This is a genomic window from Deinococcus cellulosilyticus NBRC 106333 = KACC 11606 (assembly GCF_007990775.1).
Taxonomy (GTDB): domain Bacteria; phylum Deinococcota; class Deinococci; order Deinococcales; family Deinococcaceae; genus Deinococcus_C; species Deinococcus_C cellulosilyticus.
In genome coordinates this window covers 153,770-176,816 of record NZ_BJXB01000005.1, presented here as the reverse complement: position 1 = coordinate 176,816, position 23,047 = coordinate 153,770, and the positions used below count along the sequence as shown (strand labels likewise).

General features: G+C 57.7%; 36 protein-coding genes and 1 tRNA gene. 4 read left to right on the top strand and 33 right to left on the bottom strand.

The window, feature by feature from the left end; all coding sequences use genetic code 11:
- Positions 1-123 precede the first annotated feature (123 nt).
- From DC3_RS07490 to DC3_RS29035, 27 genes are all read right to left on the bottom strand, one after another.
- Positions 124-606, bottom strand: coding sequence for a hypothetical protein (locus tag DC3_RS07490; protein WP_146883594.1), 483 nt, complete (start codon positions 604-606; stop codon positions 124-126).
- A 34-nt stretch (positions 607-640) separates the two neighbouring features.
- Entirely contained in the window at positions 641-865 is a 225-nt protein-coding gene (locus tag DC3_RS07485; protein WP_146883592.1) for a hypothetical protein, read from the bottom strand.
- A complete protein-coding gene (locus tag DC3_RS07480) occupies positions 862-1,365 on the bottom strand; it encodes a DUF551 domain-containing protein (RefSeq protein ID WP_146883590.1) in 504 nt (167 codons plus the stop codon). Before DC3_RS07480 ends, DC3_RS07485 begins: the two co-directional genes overlap by 4 nt.
- Positions 1,362-1,682 carry a DUF7736 domain-containing protein gene (locus tag DC3_RS07475; RefSeq protein WP_146883588.1) on the bottom strand — a complete coding sequence of 107 codons (321 nt, stop codon included), beginning with the start codon at positions 1,680-1,682 and terminating at the stop codon, positions 1,362-1,364. The genes DC3_RS07480 and DC3_RS07475 overlap by 4 nt, the downstream gene beginning before the upstream one ends.
- Positions 1,679-2,257, bottom strand: a complete 579-nt coding sequence (locus tag DC3_RS07470) for a VRR-NUC domain-containing protein (RefSeq protein WP_146883586.1) — start codon at positions 2,255-2,257, stop codon at positions 1,679-1,681. Before DC3_RS07470 ends, DC3_RS07475 begins: the two co-directional genes overlap by 4 nt.
- Positions 2,254-2,445, bottom strand: a complete 192-nt coding sequence (locus DC3_RS07465) for a hypothetical protein (RefSeq protein WP_146883584.1) — start codon at positions 2,443-2,445, stop codon at positions 2,254-2,256. The genes DC3_RS07470 and DC3_RS07465 overlap by 4 nt, the downstream gene beginning before the upstream one ends.
- Complete coding sequence (locus tag DC3_RS29045) at positions 2,442-2,615, bottom strand: hypothetical protein (protein ID WP_186815900.1); 174 nt, start codon at positions 2,613-2,615, stop codon at positions 2,442-2,444. The genes DC3_RS07465 and DC3_RS29045 overlap by 4 nt, the downstream gene beginning before the upstream one ends.
- A gap of 2 nt (positions 2,616-2,617) precedes the next feature.
- On the bottom strand, positions 2,618-2,953 hold the full coding sequence (locus DC3_RS07460) for a hypothetical protein (RefSeq protein ID WP_146883582.1): 336 nt from the start codon (positions 2,951-2,953) through the stop codon (positions 2,618-2,620).
- A complete protein-coding gene (locus tag DC3_RS07455; RefSeq protein ID WP_146883581.1) occupies positions 2,953-3,465 on the bottom strand; it encodes a hypothetical protein in 513 nt (170 codons plus the stop codon). The genes DC3_RS07460 and DC3_RS07455 overlap by 1 nt, the downstream gene beginning before the upstream one ends.
- A 73-nt stretch (positions 3,466-3,538) precedes the next feature.
- Complete coding sequence (locus DC3_RS07450; RefSeq protein WP_146883579.1) at positions 3,539-3,877, bottom strand: hypothetical protein; 339 nt, start codon at positions 3,875-3,877, stop codon at positions 3,539-3,541.
- Entirely contained in the window at positions 3,874-4,245 is a 372-nt protein-coding gene (locus DC3_RS07445; protein ID WP_146883577.1) for a hypothetical protein, read from the bottom strand. Before DC3_RS07445 ends, DC3_RS07450 begins: the two co-directional genes overlap by 4 nt.
- Positions 4,246-4,285: 40 nt before the next feature.
- On the bottom strand, positions 4,286-4,897 hold the full coding sequence (locus tag DC3_RS07440; RefSeq protein ID WP_146883575.1) for a hypothetical protein: 612 nt from the start codon (positions 4,895-4,897) through the stop codon (positions 4,286-4,288).
- Entirely contained in the window at positions 4,890-5,180 is a 291-nt protein-coding gene (locus DC3_RS07435) for a hypothetical protein (protein WP_146883573.1), read from the bottom strand. The genes DC3_RS07440 and DC3_RS07435 overlap by 8 nt, the downstream gene beginning before the upstream one ends.
- Positions 5,177-7,516: a DNA primase family protein gene (locus DC3_RS07430; protein ID WP_222594715.1), complete on the bottom strand. Its 2,340-nt coding sequence runs from the start codon at positions 7,514-7,516 to the stop codon at positions 5,177-5,179. Before DC3_RS07430 ends, DC3_RS07435 begins: the two co-directional genes overlap by 4 nt.
- Before the next feature lie 112 nt (positions 7,517-7,628).
- Positions 7,629-9,479, bottom strand: a complete 1,851-nt coding sequence (locus DC3_RS07425) for an AAA family ATPase (protein WP_146883568.1) — start codon at positions 9,477-9,479, stop codon at positions 7,629-7,631.
- Complete coding sequence (locus DC3_RS07420) at positions 9,479-9,817, bottom strand: hypothetical protein (protein ID WP_146883567.1); 339 nt, start codon at positions 9,815-9,817, stop codon at positions 9,479-9,481. Before DC3_RS07420 ends, DC3_RS07425 begins: the two co-directional genes overlap by 1 nt.
- An 81-nt stretch (positions 9,818-9,898) precedes the next feature.
- Positions 9,899-10,828: a hypothetical protein gene (locus tag DC3_RS29040; RefSeq protein WP_186815899.1), complete on the bottom strand. Its 930-nt coding sequence runs from the start codon at positions 10,826-10,828 to the stop codon at positions 9,899-9,901.
- Between the two features lie 116 nt (positions 10,829-10,944).
- Entirely contained in the window at positions 10,945-11,250 is a 306-nt protein-coding gene (locus DC3_RS07410) for a hypothetical protein (RefSeq protein WP_146883565.1), read from the bottom strand.
- Positions 11,243-11,686, bottom strand: coding sequence for a hypothetical protein (locus DC3_RS07405; RefSeq protein WP_146883563.1), 444 nt, complete (start codon positions 11,684-11,686; stop codon positions 11,243-11,245). Before DC3_RS07405 ends, DC3_RS07410 begins: the two co-directional genes overlap by 8 nt.
- The gene (locus DC3_RS07400; RefSeq protein ID WP_146883561.1) at positions 11,683-11,907 is read right to left on the bottom strand and encodes a hypothetical protein; all 225 of its coding nucleotides are present in this window, start codon (positions 11,905-11,907) and stop codon (positions 11,683-11,685) included. The genes DC3_RS07405 and DC3_RS07400 overlap by 4 nt, the downstream gene beginning before the upstream one ends.
- A 4-nt stretch (positions 11,908-11,911) precedes the next feature.
- The gene (locus DC3_RS07395; protein WP_146883559.1) at positions 11,912-12,166 is read right to left on the bottom strand and encodes a hypothetical protein; all 255 of its coding nucleotides are present in this window, start codon (positions 12,164-12,166) and stop codon (positions 11,912-11,914) included.
- On the bottom strand, positions 12,166-12,477 hold the full coding sequence (locus DC3_RS07390) for a hypothetical protein (RefSeq protein WP_146883557.1): 312 nt from the start codon (positions 12,475-12,477) through the stop codon (positions 12,166-12,168). The genes DC3_RS07395 and DC3_RS07390 overlap by 1 nt, the downstream gene beginning before the upstream one ends.
- On the bottom strand, positions 12,477-12,785 hold the full coding sequence (locus DC3_RS07385) for a hypothetical protein (RefSeq protein WP_146883555.1): 309 nt from the start codon (positions 12,783-12,785) through the stop codon (positions 12,477-12,479). Before DC3_RS07385 ends, DC3_RS07390 begins: the two co-directional genes overlap by 1 nt.
- Positions 12,785-13,045: a hypothetical protein gene (locus DC3_RS07380; RefSeq protein WP_146883553.1), complete on the bottom strand. Its 261-nt coding sequence runs from the start codon at positions 13,043-13,045 to the stop codon at positions 12,785-12,787. Before DC3_RS07380 ends, DC3_RS07385 begins: the two co-directional genes overlap by 1 nt.
- 104 nt (positions 13,046-13,149) lie before the next feature.
- A complete protein-coding gene (locus tag DC3_RS07375) occupies positions 13,150-13,464 on the bottom strand; it encodes a hypothetical protein (protein WP_146883551.1) in 315 nt (104 codons plus the stop codon).
- A 63-nt stretch (positions 13,465-13,527) separates the two neighbouring features.
- Positions 13,528-13,827, bottom strand: coding sequence for a helix-turn-helix domain-containing protein (locus DC3_RS07370; RefSeq protein ID WP_146883549.1), 300 nt, complete (start codon positions 13,825-13,827; stop codon positions 13,528-13,530).
- The gene (locus tag DC3_RS29035; protein ID WP_186815898.1) at positions 13,824-14,021 is read right to left on the bottom strand and encodes a helix-turn-helix domain-containing protein; all 198 of its coding nucleotides are present in this window, start codon (positions 14,019-14,021) and stop codon (positions 13,824-13,826) included. The genes DC3_RS07370 and DC3_RS29035 overlap by 4 nt, the downstream gene beginning before the upstream one ends.
- 130 nt (positions 14,022-14,151) lie before the next feature.
- On the opposite strand from DC3_RS29035, the gene DC3_RS07360 reads away from it, so the two are divergent.
- Genes DC3_RS07360 through DC3_RS07350 form a run of 3 tightly spaced genes read left to right on the top strand, consistent with a single transcriptional unit; the run spans position 14,152 to position 16,616 of the window.
- Positions 14,152-14,706, top strand: a complete 555-nt coding sequence (locus tag DC3_RS07360; protein ID WP_146883545.1) for a helix-turn-helix domain-containing protein — start codon at positions 14,152-14,154, stop codon at positions 14,704-14,706.
- Positions 14,707-14,720: 14 nt separating this feature from the next.
- Positions 14,721-15,416, top strand: a complete 696-nt coding sequence (locus tag DC3_RS07355) for a hypothetical protein (protein ID WP_146883543.1) — start codon at positions 14,721-14,723, stop codon at positions 15,414-15,416.
- A gap of 6 nt (positions 15,417-15,422) precedes the next feature.
- Positions 15,423-16,616: a tyrosine-type recombinase/integrase gene (locus DC3_RS07350; protein ID WP_146883541.1), complete on the top strand. Its 1,194-nt coding sequence runs from the start codon at positions 15,423-15,425 to the stop codon at positions 16,614-16,616.
- A gap of 35 nt (positions 16,617-16,651) precedes the next feature.
- Here DC3_RS07350 and DC3_RS07345 read toward each other — a convergent pair.
- A tRNA-Gly gene (locus DC3_RS07345) sits at positions 16,652-16,727 on the bottom strand.
- A gap of 150 nt (positions 16,728-16,877) precedes the next feature.
- Here DC3_RS07345 and DC3_RS07340 point away from each other — a divergent pair.
- Positions 16,878-17,591 (top strand): polysaccharide deacetylase family protein, encoded by a 714-nt coding sequence (locus tag DC3_RS07340; protein WP_146883540.1) that lies wholly within the window; start codon positions 16,878-16,880, stop codon positions 17,589-17,591.
- 83 nt (positions 17,592-17,674) lie between these two features.
- Here DC3_RS07340 and DC3_RS07335 read toward each other — a convergent pair whose 3' ends face one another.
- From DC3_RS07335 to DC3_RS07315, 5 genes are all read right to left on the bottom strand, one after another.
- Positions 17,675-18,343 carry a V-type ATP synthase subunit D gene (locus DC3_RS07335; RefSeq protein ID WP_146883538.1) on the bottom strand — a complete coding sequence of 223 codons (669 nt, stop codon included), beginning with the start codon at positions 18,341-18,343 and terminating at the stop codon, positions 17,675-17,677.
- Positions 18,344-18,472: 129 nt separating this feature from the next.
- Positions 18,473-19,885 carry a V-type ATP synthase subunit B gene (locus tag DC3_RS07330; protein ID WP_146883536.1) on the bottom strand — a complete coding sequence of 471 codons (1,413 nt, stop codon included), beginning with the start codon at positions 19,883-19,885 and terminating at the stop codon, positions 18,473-18,475.
- A gap of 15 nt (positions 19,886-19,900) precedes the next feature.
- Positions 19,901-21,643, bottom strand: a complete 1,743-nt coding sequence (locus DC3_RS07325; protein WP_146883534.1) for a V-type ATP synthase subunit A — start codon at positions 21,641-21,643, stop codon at positions 19,901-19,903.
- 103 nt (positions 21,644-21,746) lie between these two features.
- The gene (locus DC3_RS07320; RefSeq protein WP_146883532.1) at positions 21,747-22,073 is read right to left on the bottom strand and encodes a V-type ATP synthase subunit F; all 327 of its coding nucleotides are present in this window, start codon (positions 22,071-22,073) and stop codon (positions 21,747-21,749) included.
- Positions 22,066-23,043 (bottom strand): V-type ATPase subunit, encoded by a 978-nt coding sequence (locus DC3_RS07315; protein ID WP_146883530.1) that lies wholly within the window; start codon positions 23,041-23,043, stop codon positions 22,066-22,068. Before DC3_RS07315 ends, DC3_RS07320 begins: the two co-directional genes overlap by 8 nt.
- Between the last annotated feature and the right edge of the window lie 4 nt (positions 23,044-23,047).

Below are 23,047 nucleotides of genomic sequence, written 5' to 3'. Positions count from 1 at the left end.
GGGGGCCGCACGCGTGAAGGAGTGCAACGAAAAACCCCCCTTTCGGGGGGCTTCGGCACTGCGTGCAGCTTACAAATATTGTGGGCTTTTTTCCTTGATTTTACAAGGTGTCACTCATGATTCTCAGGAGTTCAGCACGAGCTTCAGGAGTTCCTCAATGGCCTCCCTTTGCTTCTTGTACCGGGACTCCCAGAGGTCCGGGCACCGTTCACCCCTGGCAGGCTTCCGGGCCTTGAATTCCTTCAGGCGTTCCCAGTAGGAGATGGGGGGCTTCTGGCTGTGGCCGCTGCGCATGAGGGTGTTCTCTGCGGCACTCAGGCTGTCGGGCGTGATGGTGATCTTGAAGCCAGCCACATCCACAATGGCAATCCTGGGTTGCATCATGCCCATCACGGTGATGCTGCCCGTGAGGGGGTGAGGGTTCGGGGGCCTGGTGCTGTCCAGTTTCGGAAAAGAGATGGGGGTGTAATTGCCGTCGCCCAGCGTGACCCACTTCGGGTCGTAGTACCACTCGGCAAAGCCCTGAACGGCGTCTTTCCAGAACCGTTTGTGGTCGAACTGCGTGAAGGTTGCTGCAGGGGTGGGGTCATTGGTGGTCATGGTCATGGGTTCCTCAAAACGCAACAGAAAGTACGAAGGGTCAGGCGATGATCTCAAGCTCTTTGGCGTAAAACATCAGCGAGGCCCCATTCGGGAAAACCACGTCATACACAGGAGGAAGGTTGTGCTCTGTGAGGGGGTACACGCCCTGCACTGTGCCCTCTTTCCCATCCACAAAGGGGTAGTAAGGGCTGTTCTTGCTGGTGCCCTTCTTGATGCGGACGTTCACCCCTGACTTGAGTCGGGACTTCCCACCCCTGCTCACTGCTGGCCTCCCTCTTTCGGGAAAGGTGGGAGAGGCATCCAGTGCGTGATCTCCCCATACTTCTCGACTTTCGGGTCCTGCCAGCCCTCACCCACAACAAACAGACGGCAGAACCGATAGTGCTCACCGGGCTTCTGCTGCACCACCAGATACCACTCATGGTGCTCAGGCAAACGCTCAGCGACAGCGATCCATGGGTCACTCACCTGTTTGGTCTGGGGCTTCGTGAGATCCAACAGGTCCAGCAACCGCACGAGACTCACGCAGTCATCTGGAGCAAACTTGTGGGTGCCATCAAAACAGACCAGCGTCACACTCTTGGCGTAATGCTCAATCAGCTTCAAACGCTGGAATTCGCTCTCGTAAACCACTCGGGTCAGGTCTGCAGAAGACTTCAACCCCGCCTGGGCCAATGCTCTGGCAGCTTTCTGGGCAGCCACAGTCTCCAGGCCACGCTGGATGGACTCGCGGTTCTTCTCGTTGAAATCATCCGTGCTCATGACTGGTCCTCTGGCAACAGCACAAGCACCCGTTTGCTTGCAGGAATCAGGTTCAGAATCTCCTCAAAAGAGGGTGCTGGTTTCTCCCCGTGCAACTCGTCCCAGAGATTCTGCGGGTTCATGATTTCATGGGTCCAGACGGGACGCCCGGGGGCTTTCTCCAGGGCTTCATGAAAAACTCCGAGGTTGTGCAGGCAAAGCTCCCGCACGGACAGCTGAAAGGTGGCAATCTCTCTGGGGGTTTTCTTCTTCCACCAACCAGATTTGCAGAGTTCAACAGCTGCCTCATACCCAATGGATTTCTGTTCCAACTTCATTCTTCTCCACCTTCCTCCAGGCGGTTCACCCGGATGGCGATGAGGTTGTGCACGTCCATGATCGAGCGCACGACTTCACAAATCCCTCCGTGCTGCTGGATCTCCCGCTGGGTTTCCTTCTGCTCGGGCGTCTGCTGAGAGTCACGAGAGGGGCGCTTGACCTCCAGAAAGAGCACCTGGCCATCCTTGATGCAGATCAGATCAGGGAGACCCTTGTGCATCCAGACCGACCCTCCACGCTTGGACCCGACGAAGGTCTGCATGACGTACCAGCCGAGACCCTGCAGGTAACTCACGATGCCTGACTGCAGCTCGGATTCCTTCTGGCTTCTGGGCTCAGGCTTCTGCGCACAGTCAAAGTGGGTCACATCATCCACACCCTGAGCGGGGGTTTTCAGAAACTTCTCGTAGTTTTGGGCCTGTTCTCTGTCCCACTGGTCCAGCAGGGTCACAGCAGAGGGTGGAAGAACCACCCCTTGCTGCTGGAGGGAACGCAGTTGCTTGAGGGCCATGACCCGAACCTTCAGGTTGGGATCTCGGGCCTTCTCGATGAGGGCAGGAAGGTCCAGGGTCATGTGCCCACCATCACGAAGGTTTTGAACTTCGCCCACTGCTCTTTCGTGAAGCTCTGTTTGGCCTGAGAGCGAACCTCCTGACCATCCACCACCACAAACTCTTCCACATGGATGGTGAATCCACCTTCCTCATTGGGAAGCAGTGTGAGGCGTGAAATTCTGTTGCAATACCAGTGCTCGAAAGTCATGACTGTGCCTCGCAGTCTTCGTGCAGCGTGGTGAAGGCCTTCAGTTTCTTGACCACCACAGAGATCTCGGCAGGCAACTTCAAGGGCTGGCTGGCACCACAGTGTTTGCATTCCATGTTGCCGGTGATGATGTTGTGCACCACATGAGCGGTGTTCTTTTTCTTCCTCATCCCTACCACCCCTCTCCGAGCGCCTGGATGTGCGCCCCGTACTCTGTGCGTTCCCCAAAGGTCCAGTGCTGGCCTCCTGCCACATGCCACATGCGTTTGCTGAGGCTGGTCAGGTTGGAGACCAGTCCGAGGTACAGGTGCACCAGCAGGTGCCAGCGCCACAGGGTGACTTCTGGGTAGGTGCTGAGGCACCATGCCACCACGCGCTCTGTGATGCTCAGGAACCTCTGACGGTCACGAGAGAGGAGGAACTGGCGGTGCTGCTGGTTGGACTTCTGCCAGATTTGACCACGTTGCACGTGACCCCTCGGGGAAGTGTTCAGTGCGAGAAGGGTCATCACCTGGTCCTCCGAATCGTTCTGCGGTTCTGATAGGCCAGTTGCCCAGCAGGACTGATGTACCACGCTGCAGCACCCCGGCCGTTCAGGCACCACTTCCGGTGCTGCCTGTGCTCCAGACGGGCAAAGAACCGGTACGCAGACCAGCCCAGGGTTTTGATGTGCACATACCCTTCCGGGATGGTGTACAGGTCCACCAGCACGTCACACTCCTGCAGGGTGAGGTACGTTTGCCGACCGAGAACCTTGCCCATGCCCCTGGCCTGCACGAGGGTCAGCAGGGTGTCCGTGCTCAGCCCGAGGATGTCTGCCAGTTCACAGGACGCCATGAGGCCATGAACCTCGATGAGCTCCCGTCTGGCCTCATACACCAGCTTTCTGGGGAGGCCTCTGGCCATGAGTTCCTGACCTGTGACACCACGCCCGAGCATTTGCTTGATGCCTCGTTTCGAGGCTTTTTGTACGGTAAGAATTTTTATCGTTGAGGATTGCAACCCACTTGTAACGGTCATGCGAACCACCAGACCAGTCCTGCCAGCAGCAGCATGGCGATGCCCACCCGAAGTTCATAAAAACGGAAGCGGCTCATTGCGCCCTCCTGGCCTGAATCTCGCTGAGGGGACCGTACTGCACAAACCACCGATCCAACTGGGCCTCACCCACAGGGGTCAAGCTGTACTGGTAGGCGTACACGAACCCCACGCGGCGCACCTGCTCCACGGACACCAGGCCATTCGCAGCAAGGGTGTGAATGATGTTCCGGTAATCCTCGTTCACCTGCCGATTGCCTCGCACGGTGTGCAGGATTTCCCCGAGGGTCGGGGGTTCCACGGTGCAGCCCGAGAGGATTCGGTACTGGGCAATCTCTGCGCGTTCTGTTCTGCTGTACCCTCTGAGGTGCAAAATGCTCAGGTTCTGGTTCATACCTGCTCACCTCCCCTCAGGGCAGTCCCAATGAGGGCCAGCGCCTGCAGGATTCTGCGGTCTGCGGGTTCCGGGTAGCCATCGGTCAGGAGCTCATGCGCCTGGTCGAGTTTGTTGCTGACTTCCAGCAGGGCAGCTCTCAGCTCCTGCCGCTCCTGCAAGAGCTGGGTGATAATCTCAGGGGCGCAAATGATGAACTCACCATCGCTCTGCCGTCTGGCGCTGGCCACCATGGGCATCCAGGTGCCCTTGCGGGGTTCAATCTGCCCGTCTTCCCTGAGGCTCCAGGGCAGAGGGGAAAGCCTGTCCAGCATGTGTTGAATCACTTCGGGCGTCCATTTGCCTTTGGGTTTCTGTGTGTTCGTCATACGTATGATGTCCTTTCTGTCAACGAAACTCACCGGACGGTTAGAAGGGCAGGTCTGATGGACTCATGTCCAGCACGTCAAAGCCAAGCTTGATGTTTAGGTAACAGAGCAGTCCGGCGTACACGTCCCACTGCTCTGCGGTTCTCCCGCAGGGTGTGTCTTCCCAGATGGGCAGCACTGGGACGGGTCCCGAGTGGACGGGTCCGAACTCCTCATCGGGCACCCAGAGGGTGGGGAGTCGGGCGAACAGCATCTGACCGTCTGCTTCTGCTTCTGGCTTTGAGCAGATCTGGAAGAAGGCTGGCCATGTGTCATCGAGGACCTTGATGACCTGGTCGCGCACTTGCCGCAGCTGCCCTTCCTCCTGCCCTTGAATCCATGCTGCTGCCCGAGTGAGGCGGGTGTTGTACCCTGCTGGGGCCTTCCACGTCCAGAGGTTGCCTTCGACCCAGGTGCTAAAGACAGCAACACTTCCAGCCAGCCAAACAATTTTGTTCTGGTGGGACAGGTTGTAGGCGCTGAAGATCTCGCCGTGCTTGGCCAGGGCTTCTGCGAGTCGATCTGCCATCTCGTTGATGAGCTCGTAGGGTTTCTTTTTGGGCGCGAGTGGGGCTGGTGGTGGGGCTGTGGGTTTTCCGACAGGCTTAAGCATGAGCTGCTCCCTGCTGGTGAAGCATGGTGAAGCTTCGGTGAAGGGTCAGGTGAAGCTTTAAACCCGCTCCTGCACGAGGTGGTGAAGCATGTGAAGCATTGAGAGGCAAACCTTTCTGTACTGGTGTATTTGTGTGAATTTTGATCTGGGTTTTACCGTAGAAAAAAATCTGTACTGCGAAGTTTTGACTTTGACCCTTCACATGCTTCACCTTGTTGTCTGGGACGGCATTCAATGCTTCACCCAATGCTTCACCATGCTTCACCAATGCTTCACCGGTCATATGAAACTCACCGTTCCTTTCAAGCTGAGACCGTTCCACTGACGGCCATACTTGGTGTGTTCTTTGGAGATCTGCCAGTTGTGGTGCCTGGCGGCAGCGGTCAGGTCGGTGGCAAAGCGCTTTGAACTGACTGAGCGGATGCGGTTGCTGTCAGCCCATGCGCAGTACGCTTTGTAGATTTCGGTGCTGCCAATGCTGCCGCCTGGGGTGCAGGATTCCTCAAGGAATGTGATGAGGGGATTGGATTGCTCGATGAGTTCCTGCATGAGGTGCTGGCCCATCAGGTCTGGGAACACATAGTTTTTTTCCTGCAGGAGGTGCAGCCCTCGGATGGCCCAGTTGAGGATGCCGCTGAGCTCGCCAGGGGAGGTGAGCTCCTCGCGCAGTTTCGGGTTGGCCTGCTGGGCTTTGATGTCGAAGGGCACAGGAAGGAGGCGGCGCACAACACTGGTGTTGGTGGCATCCTCTCCGAGGTGGGGCAGGACGTTTGAGAGCACCATGATCTTGAGGTTGAGCTGGATGTTGTAGGCGTCCCGGTATTTCGGGTTGATCTTGACGGTGTCCTCACCGGTGACCCGTTTGAAACTGGCCCAGTTGACGTGCTTGGGGATCTCGCTGATCACGCACAGGCGTTTTCCCACGAGGCCCTCAAGGTGAGGGGTGCCGTCCTGAATCGCTTCGATGGGGCTGGCCCCTGCCAGGGAATACTTGGCGTCCCCTCCCAGCAGGGCGGTCAGGACGTGCGCTGCTGTGCCTTTGCCGGTGCCGCCCTCTCCGATCAGCCAGAGGGATTTCTGTGCACGGGTGTCATCGGTCAGGCAGTACCCGAAGTACTGTTGCAGCACACTGCGGTGCTCTTCATTCGGGACGGCCTCTCTGAGGAACTGGCCCCACGCGGGGCAGCCGACACTCGGGTTGAATTCCACAGGGGTCTGCACGATTGAGAAGTACTCCGGGGTGTGCTCTCTCAGGGTGAGGGTTTGCAGGTCGAGAATGCCGTTCTTGCAGTTCAGCTCGAACGGTCCCTGGTCGATGGTGGTTCTGAAAACCCCCTGTGTGTGCCGGATCTTCTGCAGGATGTCCTTGAGTTTCCGCCCACTGAGGTCCACGTGCCCGTGGTCTTGCAGCACCATGTCGAGCATGCGGGTCATGCTGTCTTCGTGCAGCTGGTGGTACACGCCGTGCTCGTAACGGAACCACAGGCCCCAGGGTTCGTAGTAGGCGTAGGATTCCCCCTGGTACATGTTCCATTCAAGGAAGCAGTTGGCGTAATCCAGCAGGGTCAGTTTTTCGGTGTCCCGGCCAGCGGGTTTGGGGGTTTTGCCTTTGGTGATGGTGGCACTGTTTTTGCTGGCCAGAGGAATCCCTGACAGTTCAAGCCCGAGGTCTTTGGTGAGCCCTTCCCAGCCTTTGGTGTTCCCCTCAGTGCGGTAGGTGGTGCGGACGTTCTTGAGTCGGCCTGCCAGCTCTTCATCGCCTGCTTCGGTGGCCAGCTTGCGGACCAGCTCGTAGGCATCGCCCTCTGAGTACCCGTTCTGCTTGAGCCATCCGCAGAAGAACAGAGACAATTGGTGTCTGCCGTAGCCAGACTGGTGCTTCTGGGTTTTCAGGTCGGTCCAGGCCTGCCCGATGACCTTCAGGTCGAGGTCGCTGATGGTGCCGGTGTTGCGGATGCTGTCACCTGCAGGGCGGGTGTACACCTGCCTGACAGCGTGTTTTTCCAGATCACGGTCTTCAACGAAGGCACCTGGGTCGGTGTACCAGACTTCCACCGGGAGGGGTCGGTCTGGGTTTTTGTTGTTCCAGGTGCCGGGCAGGCGCAGGATTCTGGCCTGATCGGTGCTGTTGTGATCTCCTTCCAGCAGGTTGCACAGCCCATGGTTGTAGGCTTCGGTGTCCTCGAATGTGCTTCTGGCACGACGGCACAGGTACACCTGAATCCCGTGGCCGCTGTAAACAATGGCCCGAGGGGGCAGGTTGTGCTCCTCAAGAATGTCTAGGGTGTCGGCCATGGCACGCTGGGAGGCTTCGCGCAACACCTCTGGTGGCATCAGGTGGGGGTTTGCTTCCCCATCGAGGTACCTGCTGCCGCTGAGGTCCACGTCGCAGATCACGAGGTGGGTGGGGTGGGTGTACTGCTTCGTGCCGGAGTTCAGGGCCTGCCCTTCCGGGGTGCGCAGGGCAACGCCCCAGTAGGCGTTGTGTTTCTGCCACTTCTCGGGGATTTTCGGGGCGTCACTGGGGTGGGATGGCCATTCCATCCACAGCCGGTCCAGCATGCCGCTCCCTTTTTCGCCCAGCAGGCGAAGCTCAATGAAGCCACGTTCAGCCAGCATTCCGTCGTAGAGGAACTTAACCCAGCTGTGCGGCGTATAAGGAATAGGTTTGGTCTCGGTCATTGTGGCCCCGCAGGACCCTGGAGGGTGAAGGCTCCAGGGTCTTTTCGTGTCAGGAGAGCAGGTTCTCAATGTGCTGCTGGCGTGCCTCTTCGGTCATGGTGTTCCAGACTTTGAGGAAGCCTTTCTGGTCGAGTTCCTGCTTGAGTTTCTTGATGCGGCCAACGAGGATGCTGGGTCCGTCATGCATGGTTCTGTGGGCATTCATCCACCACCGCAGCAGGGGATTCCCGAGGGCTTTGTCTGCGTAGTAGATGTGCAGCATGCTTTTGGCGCGGGTTACAGAGGTGTACCACCACCGCTGGGCATCAAATGCGACCGGACAGGTCTGGAAGATGATGACCCGGTTCCAGTCCGACCCCTGGGCTTTGTGAACCGTAATGGCATACCCAAGGCGAATGAGCTCGCTGGCATCCTCCAGGGGGATGTTCACGATCTCCCCGCCAATGCGGACCAGCAGGCACAGCACGTCTTTCTTCTCTCGGATGATGCCGTCATCATCAGCGATTGCGTGATCTTCCAGGCTCTCGGCTTGCCGCTCCTGTACGATGGTCACGAGTCGGGTGTCGAGTGCGGTGCCCAGCTGGCCGTTGAAAATGCCAAGGTCGTAATCGTTCTGGCGCACCATCACCTTGTCATTCGAGCGGATCTCTACCTGGTCCTGGGCCCCGAACACCCGGTAGGTCATGAGGGGGAAACCGGTGGGATTCACGATGTCCTGAATGACCACGTTCATGGCTTCGGCATCCTCGTTCTTCCAGGTGATCAGCTGCCAGTCATCCACGTTCTGCCCTGCGAGGGATTCCAGCAGGGTTTCGGTGATGGTGCTGATGTCTTTTGAAACCTGCAGGTCAACGCAGGTGGGGTCAATGCTGTGCAGGACCTTCCCGGTTCTGACGTGGTGGGCAAGGTCGATGATGCCGAGCTGGTCGCGCTGACGGTAGTTCTTTTCAAGGTGCACACGGGGTGCACCCAGAGAAATCAGGTCCTTGAAGGGCTGACCAAATCCCACGGGTGGCAGTTGCCCATCGTCACCCACGAGGATGAGCCTTGCACCCTCGGTCATGGCGCGAACCACGTGCCAGAGGAGGCGGGTTTCCACCATGCTGGCCTCATCAATGATGATGATTTTGTAGGCGAGTTTCTCGTCTGCAAAACCACCGTTCCCACGGTAACCCAGCATGCGGTGGATGGTGCCGGAGTATTCGGGGACCACCCCTGCCAGTTCCAGGCTCTCTCTGACCCGGTCTGCTGCCTTACCTGCAAAAGCAGAGACTGCCAGGGGGATTTCGTGCAGCTCTGCAAGCTTGGCAATGGCGGCAATCACGCGGGTTTTCCCGGTGCCTGCACCACCTGTGATGGTCAGGCAGGGCATGCTTCCGTGAATGGCTGTCAATGCAGCCCGTTGCTGGATGGGGTCGAGCTCTTCAAGGTAGGCTGCTTCCTCTGCTGTCGCCCTGAGGGGTGGGAGGGGTCTGGGTGCACTGGGAAGTTCCAGACAGGTGACCACCCACTCAGCGAACTTCTTCTCGGCTTCAAGCACGCTGGGGTACCAGACGCGACCACTGTCCTGCTCAACGCCACGGTATTGGTGCTGGTTCTCTGTGAGCCCGAGTGCCTGGCGTTTGCTGAGGTAGTCGCGTTCAGGCAGGCTGCCTTCCTGCTCAAGCAGGTACTGGTTTCCAGCGAAGTGCCGGTCCGGGTTGTCGGTGCGCAGACGGTAGTGGGTGAGGGCGATTCGGTCAGCGGTTTTGAACCCGATGCGGGGCACTTGAATCAGGTCGTAGGGGTTGCTTTCAATCCTGTCGAGGGCGCGGCTTTCACTGCCGTTCCCGAGGTGCTTGATGATTCGGGCAGCGTGGGTTTCACCGATGCCCGTCAGGTGGGTGAGTTTACTGACCATCAGTTTTTCCTTTCGATGGCTCGGGTGAAATCACTGCCGCCCACAACCCAGGTCGGGCCTGCCTGCAGGAACACCTTGTCGGAATAGTCTTTGTCGGGATCGGTGTAAGGCTGGTGCTCCAGAAAGAAAGAGCCTTTGACCTGGGGTCTGATCTCCCAGCAACCTTCATGGTTGTAATGAACCTTCAGCAGGGTGCCGTCGCTGAAGACCAGAAAGTAAGGGCGCTTTGGGTCTTCTGCATCAGGATTGAACTCTTCATAAAAGCCACCGCCGATGATGTTCAGCAGGTCATCGGAGTGGCCTTCAATGGTGATGGTGACTGCGTTTTTCAGTGTCATAATGTGTGGTGCCTTTCGGGGCAAAAACGGCGCACAGAGGTCTCAAGTCATGTGCGCCGTTTTGTGGTCAGGATCTAGGGGTCAGGGCATTCCGGCAGGCACAGCAGGAGCGGTGGGCGCAGCAGGAGTCTGGGTCACCTGCAGGCCGTAGTCAGCAGGTTGCTTCCAGTCCTGCTCGCCGTGGAGCATCACGAACAGGGCATCGTTGGGCATCATCTTCAGCACGTCGCTTTCAGTTACGAGGGTCTGGCTGACGTTGCCGTCAATGCAGGTCCAGAACTGGCGTTCTTTTGGGGCAGCTGGTGCAGCAGGCGCAGCAACTGGTTTGGGGGCAGCGACAGGAGCAGGAGCTGAGGCTGGTGTAGAAGGTGCAGCTTTCCCGAGTTTCGGAGGGGCGGCGTTCTCCATGGGCATGATGCTTTGGAGCTTGTTCTTCTGGCCCTGGGTTTTGTCTGCCTTCACGTAGGTTTCGCAGGTGATGAAGAGGCGGCGCTGCTGGCCGATCAGATTCTGGTCATTGAAGTACACGCCTGGAAGGGCAAAGCTCATGGTTTTGCCGGGGCGATCAGGGTTTTCGGTGGTGATGAAGTTGATGATTTGCTCGAACGCGGAGGCTGCCATTTGGTCTGGGGCCATGCCTGCCGGGAAACTCACCCAGTCGGGCAGGTCGTGGGCCAGTTCGCCGACGTTCTCGTTGTTCACGCTGATGCCTGCAATGGCTCCGAGGCGCTTCCAGTAGGTGGATTTCTCGTTGAAGGCGAAGTTCTTGGGCAGCCCCACGTAGTCGCTGAAGTCGAATGTGGTGTTTTCTGCATCGGTGTAGGTCCACACGAAGATGGCCTGGGGTTTCGCGGGGATGGTTTTGCGCACGCCACCCTCAGTGATTTCCCTCTCCTGGCTCATGTTGACGATGATCTTGGTGAGGGTCATGGGGTATTCAGCGGTGGGGAAAATGGTGCGTTCGAAGTTGCTTTCGCCTGCGGGTTTGGCCTGTCCGGGTACTCGTGCCATGGTTGGCTCCTTTTTCTGGTGCCCTGTCGGGCTTGACGTGAAGGTCAGAAGTGAGGCTGGTGTACGGTCTCGGGTCCGGTGTCTGCGTGGTGTCGTATGCGCAGCCCACAAAGCAATCAGGTGTCGAGCTGCTGGATCTGGGTGAGGGTGGGCAGGATGCGTGCTTCTGCCGCTTCCCACTCATCAACCCGTCTGTGCAGTTCAGGTAGCAGGTTCTGAGCCCAGGCGATCCGGCGGTTGGCTTCCTTGAGCATTTCTGCCGCTTCATCGAGAACTTCCATGCAGTGCCGGATGTTGGTTCGCTCGTGCTCAACAGTTCGGGTGGCTGGCAGTCCCTTTGCGTGGTAGTCAGGGTTGAACAACTTCAACCGCAGCTCTTCCAGTTCAGGAATGGGGTGGATGGGTTCACGGAGTTCAGGCATCGTCGGTATCCTTTTGCAGGGGATTGCCGATCAGGTAGTGGGCATCCTCGTAAATCCCTGTTCCGTAGGGGTTTTCACGAGCGACACTGGTGTAGGTCCGAATCCAACTGGGGGTCACTTCGACCACTTCAATGCGGTTGTAACGTTCAACGTTCACGGGAATTCGCTCGCTGTCCTCGAACCATCTGCCGACTTCTTCTTCAAGGAACTGGACGTGCTCACAGGCCAGCTTTGGAGCTTCGTGCCAGAGGCTGAGGTGGTCGGCATAGTAGGCGTTGGGTTCCTCTGGTCGCTTTTCGATGGCTGGCACCCAGACGCGGGTGTTGTTGGTGGGTTCACGGTCCATCAGGTCACTCTCCTTTTCTGGGTCTGAGGCCCCAGCAGCCAGTGCGACGATCAGCACGAGCATCCAGAGGTCTGCCGGGGAGGGGGTCATTCTTTTGACTCGGCTTCCAGCTCAATAGCTGTGAGTTCTATTTGTTCGGCGTAGGCATTCAGAAATGTCGATAGGTCGCGGCAATCCTGAGCGCTGAGGACGATCAGATCACGTTCAATTCCTAGGAGCAGTTCGTTGTCGCTACTCAGTTCAAGAGACAGGGCAGAGGTGTCAGCTTCCAGGTCCAGAACAAGCTTTCTGGGTAGAGGGATGTTAGGCATTAGCTCACCGCCTCCCGTTGAGGGCATCCCAGAGGATGCCAGGGTCGGTGTTGGGCACGATGCGGACAGCGTCACGGGTGTGCTGCACCCTGCGGATCAGGCTCAGGTTGCGCCGGATGCCCCTGGTGTGGGTGCTGGTGGGCCGGTCCTGCTGGTAATCGCAGGAGTCGAACTGCGGTTGGGGTTTGCTGGTGGCCACTGCAAAAGCAGCAGCCACAGCAATCAGAAAGAAGATGAGGAGAAGGGACAGGGCTTCCATCAGTTCGCCCTTCCCTTCACAGTGCCGATGTGCACACGGTTGATGATCAGCTCGACCTGAACGGTGTGAACCACACCATCGGGACCTTCGACCATCACGAAAACAGGTTGGTCTTCGGTCATGTACAGCTGGCTCATGATCTCCATGACCTCGATGAGTTCTTCTGCGACACTGGTCAGGATGTCTTGCTCGTCCAGAAAACTGGTGTCTTTGAAGACGTTGCAGGTGGCAGGGCGGTCTTCACCTTCGCTGGGAACCCACGCACGAAAGTTGAAGTGCGGTTCTGGAGCGGGTGAACCCTTGAGAGGCATCAGTTCAGCCCCAGTGCGCGTTTGATGGACTCCTGAACGGCAGTCCGCCCCTGGTGTTCGCCCAGGTCCTTGCCGTGCTCGAAACCCTTGAAGAAGGCTCTGATCATGGCGTTGATGGCCCAGATGCCGGACTCGACATCCTCCAGAAAGTCATGGGTGATGAACAGCAGGTGGGTGCCTTCCTCGTCGTAAAGGTCCACTTCGTTGTTTTCATCAGCGAAAATTTTGCAGTCGCGGATCAGCTTCTCGTTGATCTGTTCGCAACGTGCGGCCACTTGGCCAGGGGTGAGCACAACGATGGGTTCCATCACGCCACCTTCTCGTGCTTGTGCTGGCGCATGCTGTGAAGGGTGGCGGCTTCCACCTGATTCAGGATCAGCAGGCGATCCTCAGTGCTGCCGTTGGAGGCCAGTTCGATCAGGCGACCCCGCTCGAAGGTGGCGAGGTACTCTGTGACCCCACTGAAGGGCTCCACTCGGGTCCACTGGTACACGCCGTCAGCGGGGGTGCTGAGGGGTGCCTGTGGGACAACTTGCGTCCGGGGTGAAACTGCTTTAAGCTGGTTCATATAGGCTTAGACCTCCTGATTCCCGAGTGGCGACTCGGGGATTTTCTTTTTGAAAATCTGGTGGTGGGTTGATTCGAGGCTCAGCCCACCAAAGCCACCTGGATTCAGGCGCGAGCGGGTTTCGCCTTGCTCCTGGGCAGAGGACGAATGGTGGTGCCGTATTGCTTCACCAGAAGGTTCTCGCTGCGGTCGACCAGCAAGCGCTTCTGCTTTTTGCTTTCGGGTTTGTACATGGCCTTGAAGCCTTTAATGGTGATGACCTTGCCAGCTTGCAGATCCTGCATCTGCTGGTTAGAAAGTTTGGCTTCGGCACGCTGGTAGAAAGCAAGCTTGCCCTTGTAAACCGGGGTGCTTTCCAGGGTCTCGTTACCTCGGTTCAGGTGGTAGTCGTACTCCGTGTGGCCACTGATCTTTTGCATGGTGTCTCCTGTGCGGTGTGAAGTTTCTGGACCCTCCTGGTGACGCCCAACGGAGGCAAAGCGCTAAAGGGCTTTTTTACGAGGACTGAACTTGGTGATCACCGGAGTGACGCGGCCAGCAACAAAATCCTGCACAGCCTCTCTGGAGACAAACCAGCGTTTACCCTGCTTCGTGCCCCGGATGACCCCTGCATTCAGGTGGTCGTAAACCGTGTCCTTAGGGAGAGAGAGCACTTGAGCAGCCTGCTCGACGGTCATCACAGGGGGGATGTCCTGGCCCTGGCTGATGCCCTCCTCAGTCAGCACTTCTCTAATGCACTCCTTCAGGAGGGCTTTGAGTTCCTCACGGGTGGCAAACATCATGCAGCCTGTCCTTTCTTGTACCTAATTTGTACCAACGCCTCAGAAATTTTTTTGAGGGTGTCTTCCCCCGTATCAAAACGACGGTTTAAGAAGTTTGAGACAGTGTTTCTGCTCACTCCTGCTTCTTCGGCCACCTGTTTGATGGTGACCCCCAGCGCTTTGATTTCTTTTTTGACGGCTTTTCTGCTGAGCATCTTGGTACAATAGTAATACAAAACTCGTGCACAATCAAGACAATATTGGTACACGACATTTTTGTACCGTTTCTGTCGGTATTTTGGGCCATTCTGGAACCAATAATGCATAATGCACGTATGGGTTGGCATGACTGTACCAAGTGTGAGCCAAGTGTGTACCAACTGGGGGGTAGCTGTGGGACCTGTTAAATTGGACCCCAGAGCCGAACAGCACGGGCGCCTGTTAAAAGAGTGGCGTGAGGACCGTGGAATCAAGCGCACTGAGCTAATCAAAATGCTGGCTGATCAGGGCGTAACCCTGAGTTATGACTATGTCAATAAAATCGAAGGTGGTACACGGGCTTTGTCAGGGGTAGACATCGAAATCCGCGAGGCATGGCGTCACATTCTTGGGGTCAGCCAGGAAGAGTGGGAAGAAAAGACAGGCCTGAAAGTTATGGACCTCATACCAGAACCTTCCCCTCTCACGTTTGAATACGAAAAACTCCTGCCGATTCCAGCAACCTTGCAAAAAGCCATTGATGAGTTTGGCGAAGAGTATCCTGACCTTTTCGATCCTGCTTGGCAAAGAACCCTGGCAGGCCTGCGTTTTGAGGATGGAATGGCTGTTGGTCCACAAACTCCTGAGCACTGGGTTGATCAATACCTGCTGCTCAAAAAATTCAGACGTCACGTCAAATAGGATGGCAAAACCCCATGTCATACGATATTCTTCATGACTCCTTAGCCCACATCCGAAAGCTTCACAAAGCTGCAGGTTACCCCAGAGAGTACAGAAGTTTTGCAAAATACCTTGGGGTGCGCCCACGTTTTGGGGATCGCAACTACTCTTACATCAATGAGCATGGCCAGCCTTTTCTGGTGTTGAATTTTGAGAACTACAACAGAAGAATATCCTTTGCCGCAATGCATGAACTTGCCCACCTTGCCTTAAAAAGTGCAGGGTTTGAATGGCAACTCTATGCAGAATATGAAGATACTGAAATCGCTGACATGTACTTGGAAAAGTTTTGTGATGTGGCTGCCTCATGCTTGATTGCCCCTGATCATTTTGTTGAGGAAGCAATTGACATCTGGGGTTACTCTCCGATGGCTGTGAGACACCTCAGCAACAGAACCAAAATTGATCTGAAGATGGCCATGAACATGATCATCCATCACGATGAACATGCCAGTGTTGCTGGATTCATCACCAGCGGGAAAACTGTGCTGGCAGCAGCACGTCACAATTGCAATTTACCCCTCCGAAAATGGGACCGGCTGCCATCTTCCCACCCTGTTTTCAGTGCACGCGCAGGCACAGCAACCCTTGTGCATGTGGATGATGCGGAGATGATCTGCATGCGCATCCCAGGCACGGAGAAACGTTTGGCACTGGTCATTTCAAACTGAGGTTTTATGCCCCCCAAGAAGAAACTGAAACCCCGTCTGCATGGTGAAGGTGAGATCCGAGAGCGAGCTGATGGCAGGCTGGAATACCGTATGTATGCCCCGGACCCTGTGACTGGCCAGAGCAAACGCATCAGCGTGTACGCCAAAACTGAGAAGGAACTGCTCGAAAAAATCCGTAAAACCCAGGTGAAGTATGCCAAGGGGGAACTCATCACCAGCGGGAAGCTTACCCTGCGCGAATGGCTCGAATCCCACGCTGCAGCACAGAGTACCGGGAAACGCGAAGGCACCATCAAACGGTATGGGGAATACATTGGTTACACCAAAACAGTTGGCCACATTCCCCTGGGCCAGCTGAACACCCGGCAACTTGATGAGCTCTACCAGGCGCTGGCCCGAGCAGGGTACAGCCGCTCTGTGATCCTGCACACCCGCAGTTTTATCACGAGTGCCCTGAATCGGGCTGTGAAGTATCAGATCCTGGCCACCAATCCCAACCTGCTGACCGAAGTGCCGAACGTCAAAACCGAGAAGGTGGCGCAAATCCTCACTCAGGATCAGATCACCCAGTTGCTCACAGAGGCAGAGGCCAGCACCCGATACTACCCAGTGCTTTACACCATCATTGCCCTGGGGCTCCGTTTTGGGGAGGCTCTGGGTTTGCAGTGGCAGGATCTGGACCTGGAAGCAGGGACCGTCAGCCTCTCCCGGGCAGTCACCTACATGGGAGGTCCGAGGCTCACAGGCCTGAAGACCACCACCAGCCAGCGCACCCTGTACCTGCACCCTGACCTGATCACCCTGCTCATCGAACACCAGATTGTGCAGAAGTCAGAGCTGGGCAAACTCTGGACGCCAGAAATGTGGGTGTTCGCCAGCCGAGAGGGGGGCATGCTCTCCCAGAACAACATCAGACGGGAATTCAAGAAGATCCTGCAACGCCTAGGCCTGCCCAACTTCCGCATTCACGACCTGCGCCACAGCTATGTAACGTGGCTGATCAGCCAGGGCGTGGACCCCAAAACTGTCAGTACCCTCGTGGGCCATGCTGACACCCGTTTGACCCTGGACATCTACACCAAAGCGCAAGAGCACCTGAAGAAGCAGGCTGCCCTGCAGACCCCCAGTCTGATCAAAAACGGGGGTCTGAAAATCGAAAAGGGGTCAAACAGGGGTCACAAGAAAAAGACCGGAAGCTGACACCTCCGGTTTTTCCTGTGCTGGACTTTCTTTTCTGGAGCGGGTAACGAGACTCGAACTCGTGACTTTCAGCTTGGGAAGCTGACGCTCTACCGACTGAGCTACACCCGCGTTCTTTTGTGAAGAAATTTTACACCAGTCTCCTGGGAATCGACAAGGGCATAAAGGGTCATCAAAACACCAGAAAATTGCCCTTCATTAAGACCCCCTCACACCCAATGAAAGGTTCCCGTGAGGGGTGAAAGGTTAGACTGTCAGGCAGTGTCTATCCCTGTACCCACCAGAACCCCACCGAAGCATTCTCCTTTCGCTGTTTACCCGAGAATGCAGCAGCTTTTTCCAGAGATCCTCTGGATGGGCAAATCCCACCCGCAATTCGCACTGACCTTCGACGATGGCCCCCACCCCGTCGATACCCTGCAATTGCTGGAGGTTCTGGACAAACATCAGGTCAAAGCGACGTTTTTCTGGCTGGGCGAAAACCTCGAAAAGAATGCTGCGCTGGTTCAGGCTGCAGCCAGAGCAGGCCATCAGGTGGCCCTGCACGGCTGGACCCACCGTCCCTTCCCTCTGCTGGGCACCAGACAGCTTCAGAAGGATCTGGAGCGCACCAGGGACCTCCTGACGGACATCACAGGCATCCAGGCGGCAGACCTGCGTGACGTGCGGCCTCCTTATGGTGCTGTGGTCCCTGCCACCCTGCGAAGCCTCAAAGAATGGGATTACCGCACCGTCCTGGTCAGCAGCATTCCCCTGCACTGGGTGCAGAGCATCAAAGCCACCGTCAAACAGGTGATGCAGCACGCCCAAGGCGGCATGATTCTGGACCTGCATGAGGGACAACCCATGGGTCCCAGAATCGCAAAAATCACGGATGCTCTGCTGCCAGAACTCAAAGCTCGGGAGTTTGATTTTGTGACGGTGGATGAGATGTGGCGGGAGCAAGATGCAAGTGTCGGGATTGCTCGCGTTTGAGTGCGAGACGTGTCTTCCTCTCCCCCTCCTCCCATAAACAAAAAAATCCCCCAGATTGCTCTGGGGGACACTGTTTTTGAGGATCAGTCCGCTGCCTGCTGGGCTTCGCGGGCTTCTTGCTGGGCCTTCTCTTCTTCGCGCTCGAGTTTGGCCTTGATCTTCTTCAGACGGAAAGACTCTTCACGTTCACGCTGATCCAACACACCACGGATGAAGCGGATGTCGTCTTCCACACCAGGGATCACGATCTGTTCGAGGGCGTTCACGCGGCGGGAGGTCTTTTTGATCTCTTCCCCGATGCGGCGCAGTTTGGTTTCCGTGGCGGCCACGCGAATGATCGCGGAGAGCACCTTCTGGAAATCCTGCGCTGCGGTCATGGTGCGTGCACCCACACCGATGGGTGAGAAGGGCACGTCCGATGAGAATTTGGGGAGGTCGATTTTGGGGACCTTCACCCCGTAGACGCTCTCCACCTGCAGATCGACTTGCAGCTCACTTGGACGGGCGAGGGCAAGGCTTTCCACGGCTTCAGGGCTGTCCCAGGCTTTGGCGGTAAAGAGGCTCAGGTAAGCACCCTTGGACACGGAGGCAAGATCTTCGCGGGCAGCGAGAGCGTCTCTCACCAGTGCGAAGAATTCTCCGATCAGGGCGTCTCTTTTTCTTTTGAGCAGGTCTGCACCGTCGCTGGCCAGTTTTTTCTGGGCCTTGCTGGCGAGCAGTGCAGTGCGGGTGGGGCTGATTTGTCCGGCCATGCTTGCTCCTTTGTAGCGTTCACTGAAGTTCGGCCTTCAGAGGGAGAGGCATCAAGTTGTACCATCTTACCTTGATGCCTGCTCAGGTTGGTTAATTCCGTCTGATAGCCGAAGCTTAAGCTTCGGCTATCAGATGCCCATGTTGCGGCCGCCGCGCCACATGTCGTCAAGTTTCTCACCGTAGTACTTGTCGATGGAATCCTTGCCGATGCGGGTCAGCTCGCTCTTGGGAAGTTTGGAGAGCAGTGCCCATGCGACCGTCAGGCTGTCTTCGATGGAGCGGTCCTGGTCTCCCTGGTTGAGGAAGTACTCTTCGAAGTCATCTGCGAAGCGCAGGTACAGTTTGTCGTTTTCGGTGAGGGCGTCTTCACCGGTGATGGCCACCAGTTTGCGCAGGTCAAGGCCGTTGGAGTACGCAGCGAACAGCTGGTCAGAAACGTTCTTGTGGTCTGCACGGGTCTTGCCCTTGCCAATCCCGTTGCCCATCAGACGGCTCAGGGAGGGCAGGGGGTTGATGGGGGGGTACACGCCTTTGCGGTTCAGGGTGCGGTCCACCACGATCTGGCCTTCGGTGATGTATCCGGTGAGGTCAGGGATGGGGTGGGTGATGTCATCGTCGGGCATGGAGAGAATGGGGATCTGGGTCACAGAGCCCTTCTTGCCCTGAATCACACCTGCGCGCTCGTAAAGGTTGGCAAGGTCGGTGTACATGTAGCCGGGGAAGCCACGGCGACCGGGAATCTCTTCACGGGCACCACCGATTTCACGGAGGGCTTCGCAGTAGTTGGTCAGGTCGGTGAGGATCACCAGCACGTGGTAGTCATGCTCGAAAGCAAGGTACTCGGCGGCGGTGAGGGCCATGCGGGGGGTCAGGAGCCTTTCCACGGCGGGGTCGTCTGCCTTGTTCAGGAAGAGGATGGAACGGGCCAGAGCGCCGGTTCTTTCGAATTCCTGGGTGAAGAAGCTCACTTCGCGCTGGGTCAGACCCATCGCTGCGAACACCACGGCGAAGTCCCCTTCGTGTCCGGGCACTTTGGCCTGACGGGCAATCTGGGCAGCAAGTTCGTTGTGGGGCAGACCGGAGCCGGAGAAAATCGGCAGTTTCTGTCCACGGATCAGGCTGGTGTTCACGTCGATGGTGGAGATGCCGGTCTGAATGAACTCTTCGGGCTTGTCGCGGGCCGCAGGGTTCATGGCCTGTCCGTTGATGGAGAGGCGCTGCTCGGCGACCACGGGGGGCAGTCCGTCGATGGGACGGCCCAGACCGCTGAAGCGGCGACCGATCATCTCTTTGGACACGCCCAGACGGGCCACGTCTTCCACCAGGCTGACGCTGGCGGTGGCCAGGTCAAGTCCGGAGGTTTCTTCGAAGATCTGGATCACGGCGTATTCGCTGGAAACTTCGATCACCTGTCCACCGCGGATGCGGTTTCTGGCGTCTTTGATCTCCACGATGGCGCCGTAGTTCAGGTCGGACGCTGCGTTGACGAACAGCAGAGGACCTGAGATGTAGCTGACATCGGTGTACTCTTTTTTGAGCATCGGGTTCTACTCCTCTTACGCTTTCACGGCGAAGGCGCTGTCGAGTTCGTTCAGCACGGTGGTGGTGTAGTTGGCGAACTCACCTTCGGGCACGTAACGGGCACGGGACAGCTTCTCGTTCACGGGGCTGGCCAGGATCTCGTCGATGGTGGCACCCTTGCGGACGGCTTCGGAGGCCTTCTCGTAGTACTTCAGCATCATCTTCATGAGGCCGTAGTTCTTGGGCATCGAAGCGCTGGCGTCGACGGGGTCGAATCCGTTCTGCTGCAGGAAGTCCTGACGGAGCATGCGGCCAGACTCGATGATCAGACGCTCGTTGTCCTGCAGGGCGTCGGGACCCACGAGTTGCACCACTTCCTGGAGCTTGGCTTCTTCCTGGAGGATCTTGGCGATGCGGCCACGAAGCTCGGGGAAGTCGGGACCGACGTTTTCGCGGTACCAGCTGTCCAGGATGGGGGTGAACAGCGAATAGGAGCCGTTCCAGTTGATGGCGGGGAAGTGACGGCGGCGGGCCAGACCGGCATCCAGACGCCAGAAAGCGCCAGTAATACGCAGGGTGGCCTGGGTCACGGGCTCGGACATGTCTCCACCTGCGGGGGAAACAGCGCCGATCACGGACACGGCTCCGTCTTCACCAGCGAGGGTCACCACAGCACCGGCACGCTCATAGAAGGCAGCCAGTTTGGCGGCAAGGTACGGGGGGTACCCTTCTTCTGCGGGCATCTCTTCCAGACGGGAGGAGATTTCACGGAGCGCTTCGGCCCAGCGGCTGGTGGAGTCTGCCATGAGGGAGACGCCGTAACCCTGGTCGCGGAAGTACTCGGCGAGGGTGATGCCGGTGTACACGGAGGCTTCACGGGCAGCCACGGGCATGTTGGAGGTGTTGGCGATGAGGATGGTGCGGTGCATGAGGGGTCCGCCGGTCTTGGGGTCTTCCAGTTCGGGGAATTCCACCAGCACGTCGGTCATCTCGTTGCCACGCTCGCCGCATCCCACGTAAACCACGATGTCAGCGTTGCCGTATTTGGCAACGGACTGCTGGGTCACGGTCTTGCCGGAACCGAAGGGACCGGGGATCGCTGCTGCGCCACCCATCACCAGGGGGAAGAGCACGTCCAGAATGCGCATTCCGGTGAGGAAGGGCAGGCTGGGGTCTTTCTTCTTGGCGACAGGGCGGGGCTGACGCACAGGCCAGTAGTGGGCCAGACGCAGCTTGGTGCCGTCTTCCAGTTCAGCGATGGTGTCGTCGATGGTGTATTCACCAGCGGGAACCACGCTCTTCAGGACGCCGCTCACGTTGGGAGGGGTCAGGATTTTGTGGGTGAAGCTGAACTCGGGCACAGTGCCCAGGATGCTGGAGCCGCTCACGGTGTCACCAGCTTTGACGCTGGGGGTGAAGGCCCATTTCTGGGTGCGGTTCAGGGCGGAGACGTCAATGCCACGGGCAATGAAGTCGCCGGAGGCTTCACGGATCTTGTCGAGGGGACGCTGAATCCCGTCGTAGATGCCGTTGAGCATGCCAGGGCCAAGCTCCACGGAGAGGGGCAGACCGGTGGTGGCCACAGGCTCACCGACGGTCACGCCGGAAGTGTCTTCGTACACCTGCACGAATGCAGTGTCGCCGTCCAGACGGATGATCTCACCCACGAGGCGTTCGGTACCGACGCGCACGATGTCGTACATCTTTGCGCCGTACATGCCCCCGGCAATCACCGCAGGACCAGCAATTTTCAGGATTACACCAGTTTTGGTGCTCATGTTCCTCCTTGAAAGGTTACCAGTGACAGACTGGACACAGGTTTTTAGGGACTGCTCCCCATCTTATCGTGACCTTGAAAGGTCAACTGTTACCCTGTGAACGTTAGAGCTTGATGTCAAAGCCGATGGTGTCGCGCACAAGTTTGCCCATGTAGGCCTTGGCGTCCACCGTTTCGGTGCTGAAAGCGTCTTTGAGGCTGGGGATGGGCAGCAGGATCGGGAGGTCCCGACCACGCATGGCCCGTTCTGCAGCCTTTGCAGGATCTGCAATGAGACCGGAGTCCACAGCGACCAGACCGTAATTGCCCTGGGTGATGAGCCCTTCCAGGGCTTTCACAGCGTTCTCGCTGTTGGCTTCCACCACTTCCACACCTGCCAGGCGGTAGCCGGTGGCGGTTTCTGAATCTGCCAAAACCACGACCTTATGCATTTCCGAGCTCCTGTCTGATGTTGTCTGCGGGGACCCCGTAGAATTTGCCACGGCCAATCAGGCGCAGTCGGGCAATCTCGACCTCTTTGCGGCGCAGGAAATCCAGGGCCACACCGGGGCCAAGCACGTCCGACATGGACACGTTGCGGCTGATGCGGTCCAGCAGTCCACGGCTGAGGGTTTCGGCGCGGTCCAGGCTTCCGGCTTCCAGCAGGCGCTGGAGGTCCGGGTCAGAGACTGTGCTGTCTCCACCAGCAATGCGCATGAAGTCGCCTTCGTTCAGGCTGCCTCCGGGCACAAAGTAGCGGGCACTGAGGTTGCCTCCCCGCAGTTGCAGGGCGGTCAGGATGTTGCGAATGTCCACTTCACGGGCCAGGTAGCGCCTGAGGCTGTTTTCACGGGCAGCAGCCAGGGCCGTTTTGAAGTAGTCCTGGTCCAGGGCCACTTCGATGTCGAGCAGTTCGGTGGCTCCAGCAGAGACGGCCTGACGCAGGGTGCGTCCCAGGAAACCACTGCCAATGGAGAGGGTCTGGGCCAGTCCTGCGAGGTCGGTGCTGTTGGCAGCGGCCTGCAGCACGCCCCATTTGATGGTTCCGGCAGGAATCAGACCTGCGAGGATGTCCTGGGAGCTGCGTCCGGTGATCACACCACGAACCAGGGTTTTGATGTTCAGGAGGTCCCAGCGGGCAATCAGAACGTCAATTTCCTTTTTGGCCTGACCACTGGCCAGACCCTGGACTTTGCGAACCACCCGGAAGAGGTTCTGGCTGAGGGCAGCATCCAGCTCATTCAGCCCTGCACCCTGGGCAGTGGCGTCCCCGAGGTCCTCGCGGATGGAGGTTTCACTGAGCACACGCAGGTATTCAGAGTAGGTGGCTGCACCGACGGCCTCATCGAGGTGGCGGTCTTCAAGCAGGGCACCACGCATCATCTTGATGCGGGCGTTGATGTATCCGTAATCGTCTGCCACGTCT